Origin of the sequence: Pseudomonas sp. 478 (genome assembly GCF_003254125.1) — a bacterium.
GTDB lineage: Bacteria > Pseudomonadota > Gammaproteobacteria > Pseudomonadales > Pseudomonadaceae > Aquipseudomonas.
Genome location: NZ_QKZG01000009.1, coordinates 247,777 through 261,054, shown reverse-complemented (window position 1 = coordinate 261,054; position 13,278 = coordinate 247,777). Strand labels below are relative to the sequence as shown.

Below are 13,278 nucleotides of genomic sequence, written 5' to 3'. Positions count from 1 at the left end.
GGGGGTGCCTTGTGGCGCTCAATAGCATCGAAGAACTGGTTGAAGACATCCGCCAAGGCAAGATGGTCATCCTCATGGATGACGAAGACCGCGAGAACGAAGGCGACCTGATCATGGCCGCCGAGTGCTGCCAGCCTGAACACATCAACTTCATGGCCAAGCACGCCCGTGGCCTGATCTGCATGCCGATGAGCCGCGAGCGCTGCGAACTGCTGAAGCTGCCTTTGATGGCGCCGCGCAACGGTTCCGGCTTCGGCACCAAGTTCACCGTGTCCATCGAAGCAGCCACCGGCGTGACCACCGGCATCTCTGCTGCTGACCGTGCGCGCACCGTGCAAGCGGCCGCCGCGAAAGAAGCCAAGGCTGAAGACATCGTCAGCCCCGGCCACATTTTCCCGCTGATGGCCCAGGCTGGCGGCACCCTCGCTCGCGCCGGCCACACCGAAGCGGCGTGCGACCTGGCGCGCATGGCCGGTTTCGAGCCGAGCGGCGTGATCTGCGAAGTGATGAACGACGACGGCACCATGTCCCGCCGTGCGGAACTGGAAGCGTTTGCTGCCGAACACAACATCAAGATCGGCACCATCGCCGACCTGATTCACTACCGGATGATCCACGAACGTACCGTTCAGCGGATTGCCGAGCAGCCGCTGGACAGCGAACTGGGCCAATTCAACCTGGTGACCTATCGTGATTCCGTGGAAGGCGACGTGCACATGGCCCTGACTTTGGGCACCGTGTGCGCCGAAGAGCCGACCCTGGTTCGGGTGCACAACATGGACCCGCTGCGCGATCTGTTGATGGTCAAGCAACCTGGCCGCTGGAGCCTGCGCGCCGCGATGGCCGCGGTTGCCGAGGCTGGCAGTGGCGTGGTGCTGTTGCTCGGTCACCCGCTCGATGGCGATGTGTTGCTGGCGCATATCCGCGAAACCGCGGAGCACGTTCCGGCGAAAAAACCGACCACCTACAGCATCGTGGGTGCCGGTTCGCAGATCCTTCGGGACCTGGGCGTACGCAAAATGCGCCTGATGAGTGCGCCGATGAAATTTAATGCGATATCCGGTTTCGATCTGGAAGTTGTAGAATACGTGCCCTCCGAATAATGACCCGGAGATTCGTATTGCTGGTGTTCACCCATTGTGGGGAGGGGATTTATCCTCCGTTGGACTGTGTAGCAGTCCAAAAATAGGGGCCGCTACGCAGCCCAACGGGGATAAATCCCCTCGCCACAGGGGTGTAGTCGAGCAGCAATGCGGTTTTTTCCGGCCGTGTATTCGTGGCTAATATCACTGAGGGACGCGTACGAGACGCGTCCCGGCTCTTTAAGAGATCTAACGAATGACCCTGAAGACCATCGAAGGTACCTTCATCGCCCCTAAAGGCCGCTACGCTTTGGTAGTAGGCCGTTTCAACAGCTTCGTCGTTGAAAGTCTGGTCAGCGGTGCAGTTGATGCCCTGGTTCGCCACGGCGTGAGCGAAAGCGACATCACCATCATCCGCGCACCTGGCGCCTTCGAAATTCCGCTGGTTGCGCAGAAAGTCGCTCAGAAGGGCGAATACGCGGCAATCATCGCCCTGGGCGCGGTCATTCGTGGCGGTACTCCGCACTTCGAATACGTGGCGGGCGAATGCACCAAGGGCCTGGCCCAAGTGTCCATGGAGTTCGGCGTTCCAGTCGCATTTGGCGTGCTGACCGTTGATTCCATCGAGCAAGCCATCGAACGTTCCGGCACCAAGGCCGGTAACAAAGGTGCTGAAGCTGCCCTGTCCGCTCTGGAAATGGTCAGCCTGCTGGCGCAGTTGGAGGCCAAGTGATTAGCGACGAAAGCGATCGTTTCAACCCGCGCGATCCAAAGCCTGCGGATGCCGGCAAGCCATCGAAAAGCGTCAAGCGTCGCGAAGCCCGTCAGCTCGCGACTCAAGCGCTGTACCAATGGCACATGGCCAAGCAATCTTTGAACGAGATCGAAGCGCAGTTCCGGGTCGATAACGATTTCAGCGATGTCGATGCCGCTTACTTTCACGACATCCTGCACGGCGTTCCGGCCCACAAGCCTGAGATCGACGCTGCACTGACGCCGTGCCTGGACATCACCATCGAAGAGCTGGACCCGGTTGAACTGGCCGTCCTGCGCCTGTCGACCTGGGAACTGCTCAAGCGCGTCGACGTGCCGTACCGCGTTGTGATCAACGAAGGTATCGAGCTGGCGAAAGTCTTCGGTTCCACCGACGGCCACAAGTTCGTCAACGGTGTACTCGACAAGCTGGCCCCGCGTCTGCGTGAAGCTGAAGTGAAGGCGTTCAAGCGCTGATCGGCGTTTGGAGATGCCATGGGCGAGTTTGAGCTGATCCGCAATTTCTTCGCCGCCGCGCCTTGTGCGCAGGGCGGCGAAGGCGTTGCCCTCGGGATCGGCGATGACTGCGCCTTGCTGGCTGTTCCCCCCGGGGAGCAGTTGGCCATTTCTACCGACACACTGGTTGCCGGTGTGCATTTCGCAGATCCTTGCGATCCGTTTCTGCTCGGTCAGCGCTCGCTGGCTGTGGCCGTCAGCGATCTGGCTGCCATGGGCGCCACTCCCGTTGCCTTTACCCTTGCCCTGACCTTGCCGACGGTGACCGCCGATTGGCTGGACGCCTACGCCCGTGGTTTGAACATCATGGCGCAGCGCTGCGGTGTGGCGCTGGTGGGTGGTGATACCACTCGTGGACCATTGAGCCTGACCATGACCGTGTTCGGTCGTGTACCGGCGGGACTGGCATTGACCCGCAGCGGTGCGCAGCCAGGCGACTTGCTGTGCGTTGGCGGTGAGCTTGGTAACGCGGCGGGGGCATTGCCGCTGGTGCTCGGTCAGCGTACGGCTGAAGCCACCATCGCCGATCCGCTGCTGGCACATTACTGGTCGCCGCAGCCGCAACTCGCGTTGGGTCAGGCGCTACGCGGCAAAGCCACCTCGGCGCTGGACATCTCCGACGGGCTGCTCGCGGACTGCGGACATATTGCCCTGGCATCGAAGGTCGGCATTCAGATTGAACGGCACAGGCTGCCATTGTCGAACGCTTTGGTCGCCTTCCTCGGTCAATCAGGTGCAGAAGTCGCGGCCCTGAGCGGTGGTGATGATTACGTGCTGGCCTTTACCTTGCCCCCTGTCGAGTTACCGAAACTGGTGGCCGATGGCTGGCCGATCCATGTGGTCGGCCGTGTTGTGACGGGGCAGGGCGTAGTGCTGCTTGACGCCGACGGACAAGACATCACCCCGCAGAACCGGGGCTATCAACATTTTCGGGAGACACCGTGACAGATCATCCCAAACAGGTCCCGGCGGAATTCGTACCGCCGTCGGTCTGGCGCAATCCGTGGCACTTCCTGGCGTTCGGCTTTGGCTCGGGCACCTTGCCAAAAGCACCGGGCACCTGGGGGTCGTTAGTTGCGCTACCCTTTATTCCGTTGTGGCAGATGCTGCCCGATTGGGGTTACTGGCTGATGCTCGGCATCACCATGCTGTTTGGCTTCTGGCTGTGCGGCAAGGTCGCCGACGATTTGCGGGTGCACGACCACGAAGGCATCGTCTGGGACGAAATGGTCGGGATGTGGATCACCCTGTGGCTGGTGCCGGAAGGTTGGTACTGGTTGCTGGCGGGGTTTTTGATGTTCCGCTTCTTCGACATCCTCAAGCCGTGGCCGATTCGCTGGATCGACCGGCATGTGCATGGCGGCGTCGGGATCATGCTCGATGATGTATTGGCCGGGGTGTTTGCGTGGCTGGGGATGCAGGGATTGGTTTGGTTTTTCGCCTGAGTGGCGAAACAGAGGACTAGGGATGGCTCGGCGCTGGTTGGTGGCGATGGTTTTTGCGGTGTTCAGTTCGCTCGTTCAGGCGGACGATGCCGTGACGACGCCGTCGGTGATTCATCTGGCCAGCGAAGACTGGGAAGACTACACCGCCGCCGATGGCCACGGTCTGGGCTGGGATGTATTGCGCGAAGTCTTCGAGCCGGCGGGGGTCAAGCTGGACATCCGCAGCGAACCTTACGTGCGCTCCATGGGCCTGGCCCAGCGCGGCGAAGTGGATGCCTGTGTCGGCTCCTATCTTGATGAGTCCAGCGATCTGCTCTATCCGCGCTGGAACTTCGATACCGATCACATCTATGCCCTGGGGCTGGCCAGCAACCCCGCGCCGACCCCGGAAACCCTGGGCAACTATCGACTGGCCTGGGTCCGCGGCTACGACTATCAGGATTACCTGCCCAACGTACGCCGCTATAACGAAGTACTGCGGCGTACCGGGATTTTGTCGATGTTGACCCGCAACCGCGCCGACTTTTACATCGACGCGCTGACCGAAGTCGACTATGTCCTCAAGCGGGCCAAGGATCCGTCGCAGTTCCGTCGCACTCACATTGCGGAATTGCCGTTGTATCTGTGCTTTGCCAAGACCCCCAAGGCCCGGACACTGATGGCGCTGTTCGACCAACGCATGGAGCAACTGGTGAAAAGCGGCCAGCTGAAACCGATCTTTGAGCGCTGGAAACAACCCTATCCGTTCGACTCGAACTAAGCGCGAACCCTGTAGTGCTTGATTAACCCTGTGGGAGCGAGCCTGCTCGCGATGACGGTGTATCAGTCGACATCAACGGTGAAAGACAGACCGCAATCGCGAGCAGGCTCACTCCCACAGGGGGGCTGTGATGGCTTGAGATCTAACTTTTTGATTGTTATGCCCCATAATTCAGCCTAAGCGTCTGTCGGAACGTGCTGTTACAATGCCGCGTCTGCGAATCTCCAGTACTTATTGATCAGGAGCACACCGGTGCCTGTCGTTTTTGTCGCCGCTTCCAAGCTGCCAACGCCTTTTGCGCAATTCACCATGCACGGCTTTCTCGATGAAGAAAACGGGCGCGAGCACGTTGTGCTGAGCCTGGGTGAGTTTGCCGATGGTGCCCCGGTACTCGGCCGGTTGCATTCTGAATGCCTGACCGGCGATGCCTTGTTCAGCCAGCGCTGCGACTGCGGCTCGCAACTCGAGGCCGCCTTGCAGGCCATCGCCCGTGAGGGCCGTGGCGTATTGCTGTACTTGCGTCAGGAAGGTCGCGGCATTGGCCTGCTGAACAAGATCCGCGCCTATGAATTGCAGGATGGCGGCGCCGATACTGTTGAAGCCAACGAACAGTTGGGTTTTGCCGCCGATCAGCGCGACTACGCCATGTGCCTGCCGATGCTGGAGCACCTGGGTGTGAAATCCCTGCGTCTGATGACCAACAACCCACGCAAGGTCAAAGCCTTGACCGACATGGGCATCGTGGTCGCCGAGCGCGTGCCGCTGCACACCGGCCATAACCCGCACAACAAACTCTACCTGGCCACCAAGGCCAGCAAGCTCGACCACATGATGGGCAACGAGCACCAGGGTGAGGCTGACCGGGCGTGACCCGCGGTCAGGTCAGGCGGCGACTGTCCGTCAATTGGTGGCAATACCTGGCGCTGGCCTTGGTGCCGCTGTTCGTGATCAATGGTGTATTTGGCCAGAGCGAGGCGATCCTGCCGGTGTTGGCGATGCCGTTGTTCATCGCCGGTGTGGCGTCGATGTTTGTCAGCCTGAAATTCTTTGGCGGCTACAAACACGCGCTGATCGCCACTCAAAAAGCCCTCGATACCCCAGAAGAACCTGCTGCCTGGATCGCCTTGGCTGCCAAGCGTCGCACGGCGTTCCTGGCTGCCGGCCTGCCGGCCTGGATCGGCGCGCTGGCGGTATTCGTCGGCCTCGAAGCCGTGCCGTTGATGCTGCTGGCGCTGTCGACCCTGGTGCTGTTTTACCTCTACCGTATTCCGCGTCAACTCGGCTGATGCGGCCCGTCTGGCTGGCGGTTTTGCTGCTGGCCGTCAGTGGACCGGCGGCTGCAGTCGAACGCGTTGTCAGCCTCGCGCCATCGCTCTCTGAAATCGTTGTTGAGCTGGGTTCAGCCGACCTGCTGGTGGGTGTGCTGGATGCCGGTGAGCGTCCTGCCGAGCTCAAACACCTGCCTTCGGTTGGCCGCTATGGTCAGCTGGACATGGAGCAGTTGCTCAGCCTCCAGCCCGATCTGCTGTTGCTCTGGCCCGGCAGCGTTGGCCCGGCCCAGCGTGAGCAACTCAAGCGGTTAAACATCCCGACCTACGTTGCTGAACCTCACAACCTCGAACAACTCACTGCGCAGATTGAGGCGATTGCCTCGCAGCTCGGCCGTCCGGAACGTGGTGTTTCATTGGCCGGGAAAGTGCGTCAGCAGCTGGATTCGTTGCGCCAGCGTTTTCGTCGAGAGGTGCCATTGCGGGTGTTTTATCAGGTCTGGGATCGGCCGCTGTACACCGTTGGCGGCGGGCAGATCATCAGTGATGCGCTTGAAGTGTGCGGAGCACGCAATGTGTTTGCCGACCTGACGCTGCCGGCGCCGCAGGTCAGTATTGAAGCGGTATTGCAGCGCAATCCAGAAGTGATTCTGGCCAGTGATCAGGCGCAACTCGATGCGTGGAAAGCCTGGCCGCAGGTGGCAGCGGTGGTGCAGGGGCAATTGCTGTTGGTAGCGGATAAGGGGCTGGAGCGGCCGAGCGGGCAGATGATCGAAGCGACGGCCAAGTTGTGCCAGGTGATTGCGCCCGACCGGTGACCTGTGGCGAGGGGATTTACGTGGCGAGGGGATTTATCCCCGTTGGGCTGCGAAGCGGCCGCCAATGGCTGCAGTCACACCGCATCCACAGGTTTACGGCTGCTTCGCAGCCGAACGGGGATAAATCCCCTCGCCACAGGTGACTGCGCCAGTCTTTAGAATTCCGGTGTCCAGGTCACCCCAAACATCCACGCCCGACCTTCCTCGCGGTACCCATTCTGACTGCCGTCATGGCTGTACAGCGCCTGGCTGTAACCCTTGTCCAGCAAGTTATCGACCTTCAGCTCAAGCTTGATCTCCCGATTCAACTCCCAACTGCTGCGCAACCCCAGCAACGCGTACCCGCCCAACGGCTGCTGATTGTTCTCATCGTCATAGCTGCTGCTCACAGCCTGCCAGCTGGCGCCGAGCCCTAGCCGGTCGAACTGCCGATCCAGATCCAGGCTCAAGGTCCGCCGCGCGCGCCGAGCCAGGGTGTGGCCGCTGTCGCGATCCCGCGGGTCGATGATCGCCACGCCGAGGTTGCTCTGCCAGCCGAACAGTTCCTGTTTCAATGCCGCTTCGAAACCATTGATCCGTGCCGAGGCGACGTTCTGCGGCCGGTTGTTGCTACCGAAAATAATCGCGTCTTCCAGGTCCGTACGGTAAAGCGAGGCTTCCAGGCGAGCGGTGTCGGTCAATTGACTGCGCCATTGCAGCTCATAGCTTTTCGAGGTCTCGGGTTTCAGGTCCGGATTACTGAAGTCGGGGTAATACAGATCATTGAACGTCGGCGCGCGGAAGCCTTCGCTGTAGGTCAGCAGCACATCGTTGTCCGGACTCAGCGGCAAGGTGAAGGTGCCGCTCCAGCTGTTCTGGCCGCCGAACTGCTGGTTCTGATCGCGGCGCAGGCCCAGTTCGGTGGAGAAGCTATCCGCCTGGTAATGATGCTGAATGAACGCGGCACGGTTCCAGCGGCTGTCCTCGTCGAATGGCGTGCTGCTGTTGACCCGGTCCTCGTACCAGTCGCCGCCGAGGATCAGGCCGTTGCGCTCATCGAGGGTCAGGTCGTTCTGCCAGTTCACCGAATCACGGTAAGTGTTGAACACGCTGCGTTCGTCACTGAGCTTGTCCAAAGTCTTCTCGCGGTTTTCGCTGTGGCCGAACTCGACGCGGGTTTTCCACAGGTCATTGATCCGCGCATCGACGTAACTGCTGACGCTGCTCACCGCGAAGTCGCTGTAGGGCTGTTGCTGGACTGACTCGAACGTGTCCATGTCAAAGCGGCCGAACGGATTGTCGAACTCGCTTTTGCCACGGTTATCCAGCAGGTTGGCGCCGATTTCGATGTCATCGGTGAGCGCGTGACTCAGGCTCAAACTCATCGATTGGTTGCGGTACTCGTCGTGATCGCCATCGCTGGGATACGACTCGCGGGTGCGATTGATGCCGGCGGTTTCATCGAGGCTGGCGCCGAGGTTGAATCGGGTCTGCTCGTCGCCGCCGGAAAGCCCGAGGCTGCGTTCCCAGGTCTGGTGGCTGCCAAAGCTCACGTGCATTCGCGGTTGCAGGCCTTGCTCGCCGCCGCGCCGGGTGAAGATCTGGATCACCCCGCCAATCGCATCGCTGCCATAAATCACCGAGCGGGAGCCGCGCAACACTTCCACGCGCTCGACCTGTTCGATGTTGATGTGTTGCAGGTTGCTGTCGCCCGAGGTGGCATTGCCGATGCGCTGGCCGTCGACCAGCACCAGGCTCTGGGCCGACTTGGTGCCGCGAATGTAAATCCCCGGCAGACTGCCGCGCCCGCCGGTTTGCCCGACTTGCACACCCGGTACACGACGCAGCAAGTCAGTCACGCTGCTCGGTTGCAGACGATCAATGTCTTCGCGGGTGAACACAGTGTTGGCGGCGCTGCTGTCATTGCGCGCTTCGACCTGACGGTTGGCGCTGATCAGCACGTCGGGAAGCTTCAGGGCTTGATCGCGTTCGAAGGTGTCGGCCAGCAGTTGGCCGGCCGGCAGGAGCGTCAGCGTCAGCGTCAGGGCGAGGGGGGAGAGTTTCATCGGGCAATCCGTTGGCACTTTAAAGCGAATACAAATCAAATGTGGGAGCGGGCTTGCTCGCGAATGCGGTGGGTCAGTCAACATTGATATCGACTGATCCACCGCATTCGCGAGCAAGCCCGCTCCCACAAGGGGTTTTGTATGTGTCTTTAGAGGTTGAGCAGTTGCAGGCGCTCACGCACCGACGCTTCGATCCCGGCTTCATCCAGCCCGCATTCGGCCAGCATTTGCGCAGGCTTGGCGTGCTCGACGTAACTGTCAGGCAAGCCCAGGTGCAGCATCGACTTGAGGATGTTTTCGCGGGCGAGAAACTCGCTGACGGCGCCACCGGCACCGCCCATGATCGCGTTCTCTTCGATGGTCACCAGCAATTCATGGCTACCAGCGATGTCGCGAACCAATGCTTCATCGAGCGGTTTGACGAAACGCATGTCGACCACGGTGGCATCCAGCGTCTCGGCGACTTTCAGCGCCTCGGCCAGTTGCACGCCGAACACCAGCAGGGCGACCTTGCTGCCCTGACGACGAACCACACCCTTGCCGATTTCGATCGGCTCGAGGTTTTTCTCGATCGTCGCGTTCGGGCCAGAACCGCGCGGATAACGCACCGCCGCCGGGCCGTTGAACAGGTGGCCGGTGGTGAGCATTTTGCGCAGTTCGTTTTCGTCGCTCGGGGTCATCACCAGCATGCCGGGGATGCAGCGCAGGAACGACAGGTCGAAGCTGCCCGCGTGAGTCGGGCCGTCTTCGCCCACCAGACCGGCGCGGTCGATGGCGAACAGGACGTCGAGGTTTTGCACCGCGACGTCATGAATCAATTGGTCGTAGCCACGTTGCAGGAACGTCGAATAAATCGCCACCACCGGTTTCGCGCCTTCGCAAGCCATGCCGGCAGCGAGGGTCACAGCGTGTTGTTCGGCAATCGCCACATCGAAGTAGCGCAGCGGGAAACGCTCGCTGAAGGCCACCAGATCGGAGCCTTCCTTCATCGCGGGAGTGATGCCCACCAAACGCGGATCAGACGCGGCCATGTCGCATAGCCATTCACCAAATACGCCGGAATACTTCGGTCCGCCCGCTTTCTTCGGCGCGGCGGCCGGAGCGTCCAGCGGTTCGAGTTTGGTGATCGCGTGGTAACCGATCGGGTCGACTTCCGCCGGGGCGAAGCCTTTGCCTTTCTTGGTGACGACGTGCAGGAACTGTGGGCCTTTCAGATCGCGCATGTTGCGCAGGGTGGCGATCAGGGTCGGCAGGTCGTGGCCATCGATCGGGCCGATGTAGTTCCAGCCCAGCTCTTCAAACAGCGTGCCGGGAACCAGCATGCCTTTGGCGTATTCTTCGGTGCGACGGGCGATTTCCCAGGCGCCGGGCAGGCGCGACAGGACCTTTTTGCTGCCTTCACGCATGCTCGCGTAAGTGCGGCTGGAAAGGATTTTCGCCAGATAGTTCGACAGCCCGCCGACGTTGCGCGAGATCGACATGTCGTTATCGTTGAGGATCACCAGCATATTGGCGTCCACTTCCGGCGCATGGTTCAGCGCCTCGAAGGCCATGCCAGCGGTCAATGCGCCGTCGCCGATCACCGCGATTGCCTTGCGATCACTGTTTTGCAGGCGGGCGGCTATGGCCATGCCCAGCGCTGCGCTGATCGAGGTGCTGGAGTGGCCGACGCCAAAGGTGTCGTACTCGCTCTCTGAACGACGCGGGAAAGCCGCAATGCCGTCCTTCTGGCGCAGGGTGCCCATGCGCTCGCGACGGCCGGTGAGGATTTTGTGCGGATAGGCCTGATGACCCACGTCCCACACCAGCCGGTCGTCCGGGGTGTCGAAGACGTAATGCAGCGCGATAGTCAGCTCGATGACGCCCAGGCCAGCACCGAAATGCCCGCCGGTCTGACCGACCGTGTAGAGCAATTCCAGGCGCAACTCATTAGCCAGGGTTTCCAGCTCGGCCTCGCCTAACCGGCGCAGGCCGTCCGGCGTGTTGGCACGGTCGAGCAGGGGCGTGGTCGGGCGCTTGCGGGGAATCTCATGAAACGTCGTGGGCATCAGGCGAATCGTTATAGGTATAAAAGATGCGGCAGTTTACCTGATGCATCGCCCCCTGCCCACGCGTTGGTTTTTTTTGGCAGATACGCCGTCAGCTGCGGCGATCGACGATGTACCGGGCCAGATCGCGCAAAGGCTCGGCCGCCGCGTCAAACGGTCGCAGCGCGTGCAGGGCCTGATCGCGCAGTTCCAGGGCGTAAGCCTTGGCGGCGTCGAGGCCGAGCAGAGCCGGATAAGTCGGCTTGTCGCGAGCAATGTCGGCGCCTTGGCGCTTGCCGAGGGTTTCGGTATCGCTTTCGACGTCGAGAATGTCGTCCTGCACCTGGAACGCCAGGCCGATGGCCTGTGCATAAGTCTGCAAAGACTTCAGTTCGTCCTTCTCGGCACGACCACTGGCCAGGGCGCCGAGTTTGACGCTGACCTCGATCAGCGCGCCGGTCTTGTGCCGGTGCATGTATTCGAGGGCTTGTTGATCGAGCTTCAGACCGACCGAACCAAGGTCGATGGCTTGACCGCCGACCATACCGGCCGGGCCTGCGGCCAATGCCAGAGCACTGACCATTTGCAGGCGGAGGTGATCGGAGATGAGAGCAGCGTCAGAGTTGCTCAGGCGTGGATCGAGCAGGGCGCTGAAGGCCAGGCTCTGCAAGCCGTCACCGGCCAGAATCGCGCAGGCTTCATCGAATTTTTTGTGAGTGGTCGGCTGGCCACGACGCAGATCGTCGTCGTCCATGGCCGGCAAATCGTCATGCACCAGGGAATAAGCGTGAATCAGCTCCACCGCGCACGCTGCGCCGTTGGCGTGCTCAGCCTGGCCGCCCAGCGCTTCGCACGCGGCGTAGGCCAGCAGCGGGCGGACCCGTTTGCCGCCATTCATCACGCTGTAGCGCATGGCCTCGTACAGACGCGCGAGCTCCGGGCTCGGCGCGTTGAACAGGGTTTCCAGTGCTGCGTTGACGCGGGCCTGGCTGGTCGCCGAATACGCTGCAATCATTCTGGCTGATCCGCGTCGAAGGGTTCCTCGGCCAGCTCGCCATCACGCTCGAGCAGCACCTGAACCTTTTGCTCGGCCTGGGCCAGCGCCGCCTGGCAATCGCGGGTCAGACCGATGCCTTGCTCGAAAGCCGTCAGCGAGTCTTCCAGCGACAATTCGCCGTTCTCCAGACGCTCTACCAGCGTTTGCAGGTCGGCGAGAGATTGTTCGAAATCCAGTGCAGCTTTTTTGCGGGCCATGGCGGCTATTTCCGGTTGACGTTAAACCGGCGCGACACTAGCAGACATGGGGGTTATGGGCAAATGAGCGGGCATTTTCAGATGTGTTCTATGGACATTGGCACAATCTCTGTGGGAGCGGGCTTGCTCGCGAAGAGGGAGTGTCAGTCAGCAAGGGTGTTGACTGATACACCGCCTTCGCGAGCAAGCCCGCTCCCACAGGTGAATCCTGCACCTGACTGGAGCGGGTGTAAGCGCTCTCGCCATAAAGGGATGTCGCTTGCGGGAGTGATGGGGATTATTCGGCTCATTTGGTGAGCCGAATACCCTCGCTATTCGGCTCACGCCCAACAATCACCGTGAATTCCACCGCAAAAATAGATGTATCTGATTGTTAAAAAACCGCCGAATGGCTAATCTTCGCGCCTTCTACGACCCGATAGTCATGGGTCTTTCTGACGAAACGCAGTTTTTGGATCTGTAACGCGCCGAGGATCGGGCGCAAGGTTTCGTTATGCATGGCAGGAGGCGTCACATGCGTTCATTTCTTCTATTGCTGATGGGGCTCGTCTGCGCGACCGCTGCCTGGGCCGAGCCGACGGCCGAGTTGTCGGAGCCGGTCGGGGGCTGGCGCTACAACGGCCTGCTCGATCGCAGCGAATATCCTCAAGTTGCCTATCCGACGCCACCCATCGACCGGGGCGTGCAGCGCAATCGCACCATGATCCAGGGCCAACTCAAGGCCATCGGCACTCAGCGAGGGCCGCACACCCTGGCTGTCAACGGCAATCCGCTGAATCTGTACACCGACGACCAAGGGCGTTTCGCCCGGCCGTATGCGTTCGGCGCCGGCTCCAACAGCGTTGAAGTACGCAGCGCTGAAGGCAAATCGCTCAAGCGTGTCCAGTTCTACGAAGCCAACAACCTGCGTACCCCGGCGCGGATTCGCGTGGTGTTGGGCTGGGATGACCCGAAAGCCGAACTCGACCTGCACATCATTACCCCCGACGGCCAGCATGCGTTCTGGGCTCGCCCGGCGATGAGCAACGGTGGCGGTCTGGACCCGGACGGCGTCGATGGCCCGGGCCCGGAAATGTTCACCATGACCGCGCCGATGCATGGCACTTATCTGGTTTACGTGAACTATTGGGGCAACTTTGGCAGTGGCGGCTATAACTTCGATGAGACCAGCAACCAGAACGAGGTGATCACCTCGCAGATCAACCTGGTGCTCAACGAAAACACCGTCGACGAAAAACGCGAGACCTTCATCGTGCCCCTGCGGGCCATCGGTGACCTGCTGCTGGTCAAGACTTTCAACTATTAAACAT

At 60.9% G+C, this 13,278-nt stretch carries 14 protein-coding genes; 10 read left to right on the top strand and 4 right to left on the bottom strand.

The genetic code is table 11. The features are described from left to right. Positions 1–11: 11 nt before the first annotated feature. From ribBA to DFS28_RS20245, 9 genes are all read left to right on the top strand, one after another. Positions 12–1,103, top strand: a complete 1,092-nt coding sequence (gene ribBA, locus DFS28_RS20285; RefSeq protein ID WP_008153526.1) for a bifunctional 3,4-dihydroxy-2-butanone-4-phosphate synthase/GTP cyclohydrolase II — start codon at positions 12–14, stop codon at positions 1,101–1,103. Between the two features lie 235 nt (positions 1,104–1,338). Beyond that, on the top strand, positions 1,339–1,815 hold the full coding sequence (gene ribE, locus DFS28_RS20280; RefSeq protein WP_003185938.1) for a 6,7-dimethyl-8-ribityllumazine synthase: 477 nt from the start codon (positions 1,339–1,341) through the stop codon (positions 1,813–1,815). Further along, positions 1,812–2,312, top strand: a complete 501-nt coding sequence (gene nusB / locus DFS28_RS20275) for a transcription antitermination factor NusB (protein WP_008153530.1) — start codon at positions 1,812–1,814, stop codon at positions 2,310–2,312. The genes ribE and nusB overlap by 4 nt, the downstream gene beginning before the upstream one ends. Before the next feature lie 18 nt (positions 2,313–2,330). Continuing rightward, positions 2,331–3,296, top strand: a complete 966-nt coding sequence (gene thiL, locus DFS28_RS20270) for a thiamine-phosphate kinase (protein WP_111451204.1) — start codon at positions 2,331–2,333, stop codon at positions 3,294–3,296. Continuing rightward, complete coding sequence (locus DFS28_RS20265) at positions 3,293–3,796, top strand: phosphatidylglycerophosphatase A (RefSeq protein ID WP_008153532.1); 504 nt, start codon at positions 3,293–3,295, stop codon at positions 3,794–3,796. The genes thiL and DFS28_RS20265 overlap by 4 nt, the downstream gene beginning before the upstream one ends. 22 nt (positions 3,797–3,818) lie before the next feature. Continuing rightward, a complete protein-coding gene (locus tag DFS28_RS20260) occupies positions 3,819–4,556 on the top strand; it encodes an ABC transporter substrate-binding protein (protein ID WP_111451203.1) in 738 nt (245 codons plus the stop codon). Between the two features lie 252 nt (positions 4,557–4,808). Next, entirely contained in the window at positions 4,809–5,426 is a 618-nt protein-coding gene (ribA, locus tag DFS28_RS20255) for a GTP cyclohydrolase II (protein ID WP_111451202.1), read from the top strand. Continuing rightward, complete coding sequence (locus tag DFS28_RS20250) at positions 5,423–5,842, top strand: hypothetical protein (protein WP_033059418.1); 420 nt, start codon at positions 5,423–5,425, stop codon at positions 5,840–5,842. The genes ribA and DFS28_RS20250 overlap by 4 nt, the downstream gene beginning before the upstream one ends. Then, positions 5,842–6,642: a cobalamin-binding protein gene (locus DFS28_RS20245; RefSeq protein ID WP_111451201.1), complete on the top strand. Its 801-nt coding sequence runs from the start codon at positions 5,842–5,844 to the stop codon at positions 6,640–6,642. The genes DFS28_RS20250 and DFS28_RS20245 overlap by 1 nt, the downstream gene beginning before the upstream one ends. A 155-nt stretch (positions 6,643–6,797) precedes the next feature. On the opposite strand, the gene DFS28_RS20240 is transcribed toward DFS28_RS20245, so the two are convergent. From DFS28_RS20240 to DFS28_RS20220, 4 genes are all read right to left on the bottom strand, one after another. Continuing rightward, complete coding sequence (locus DFS28_RS20240; RefSeq protein ID WP_111451200.1) at positions 6,798–8,687, bottom strand: TonB-dependent receptor domain-containing protein; 1,890 nt, start codon at positions 8,685–8,687, stop codon at positions 6,798–6,800. A 149-nt stretch (positions 8,688–8,836) separates the two neighbouring features. Further along, a complete protein-coding gene (dxs, locus tag DFS28_RS20230; protein WP_111451199.1) occupies positions 8,837–10,735 on the bottom strand; it encodes a 1-deoxy-D-xylulose-5-phosphate synthase in 1,899 nt (632 codons plus the stop codon). Positions 10,736–10,826: 91 nt separating this feature from the next. Then, positions 10,827–11,729 (bottom strand): (2E,6E)-farnesyl diphosphate synthase, encoded by a 903-nt coding sequence (gene ispA / locus DFS28_RS20225; RefSeq protein ID WP_111451198.1) that lies wholly within the window; start codon positions 11,727–11,729, stop codon positions 10,827–10,829. Next, the gene (locus DFS28_RS20220) at positions 11,726–11,968 is read right to left on the bottom strand and encodes an exodeoxyribonuclease VII small subunit (protein ID WP_007894317.1); all 243 of its coding nucleotides are present in this window, start codon (positions 11,966–11,968) and stop codon (positions 11,726–11,728) included. The genes ispA and DFS28_RS20220 overlap by 4 nt, the downstream gene beginning before the upstream one ends. 514 nt (positions 11,969–12,482) lie before the next feature. On the opposite strand from DFS28_RS20220, the gene DFS28_RS20215 reads away from it, so the two are divergent. Next, positions 12,483–13,274 carry a YfaP family protein gene (locus DFS28_RS20215; protein WP_008153544.1) on the top strand — a complete coding sequence of 264 codons (792 nt, stop codon included), beginning with the start codon at positions 12,483–12,485 and terminating at the stop codon, positions 13,272–13,274. The last annotated feature ends 4 nt before the right edge of the window (positions 13,275–13,278 follow it).

Bases quoted from the DNA above. Each gene is read 5' to 3' on its own strand.
- DFS28_RS20240 (WP_111451200.1), bottom strand. From the start codon at position 8,687: ATGAAACTCTCCCCCCTCGCCCTGACGCTGACGCTGACGCTCCTGCCG.
- ribE (WP_003185938.1), top strand. From the start codon at position 1,339: ATGACCCTGAAGACCATCGAAGGTACCTTCATCGCCCCTAAAGGCCGC.
- ispA (WP_111451198.1), bottom strand. From the start codon at position 11,729: ATGATTGCAGCGTATTCGGCGACCAGCCAGGCCCGCGTCAACGCAGCA.
- DFS28_RS20215 (WP_008153544.1), top strand. From the start codon at position 12,483: ATGCGTTCATTTCTTCTATTGCTGATGGGGCTCGTCTGCGCGACCGCT.
- thiL (WP_111451204.1), top strand. From the start codon at position 2,331: ATGGGCGAGTTTGAGCTGATCCGCAATTTCTTCGCCGCCGCGCCTTGT.
- DFS28_RS20245 (WP_111451201.1), top strand. From the start codon at position 5,842: ATGCGGCCCGTCTGGCTGGCGGTTTTGCTGCTGGCCGTCAGTGGACCG.
- dxs (WP_111451199.1), bottom strand. From the start codon at position 10,735: ATGCCCACGACGTTTCATGAGATTCCCCGCAAGCGCCCGACCACGCCC.
- DFS28_RS20260 (WP_111451203.1), top strand. From the start codon at position 3,819: ATGGCTCGGCGCTGGTTGGTGGCGATGGTTTTTGCGGTGTTCAGTTCG.
- DFS28_RS20220 (WP_007894317.1), bottom strand. From the start codon at position 11,968: ATGGCCCGCAAAAAAGCTGCACTGGATTTCGAACAATCTCTCGCCGAC.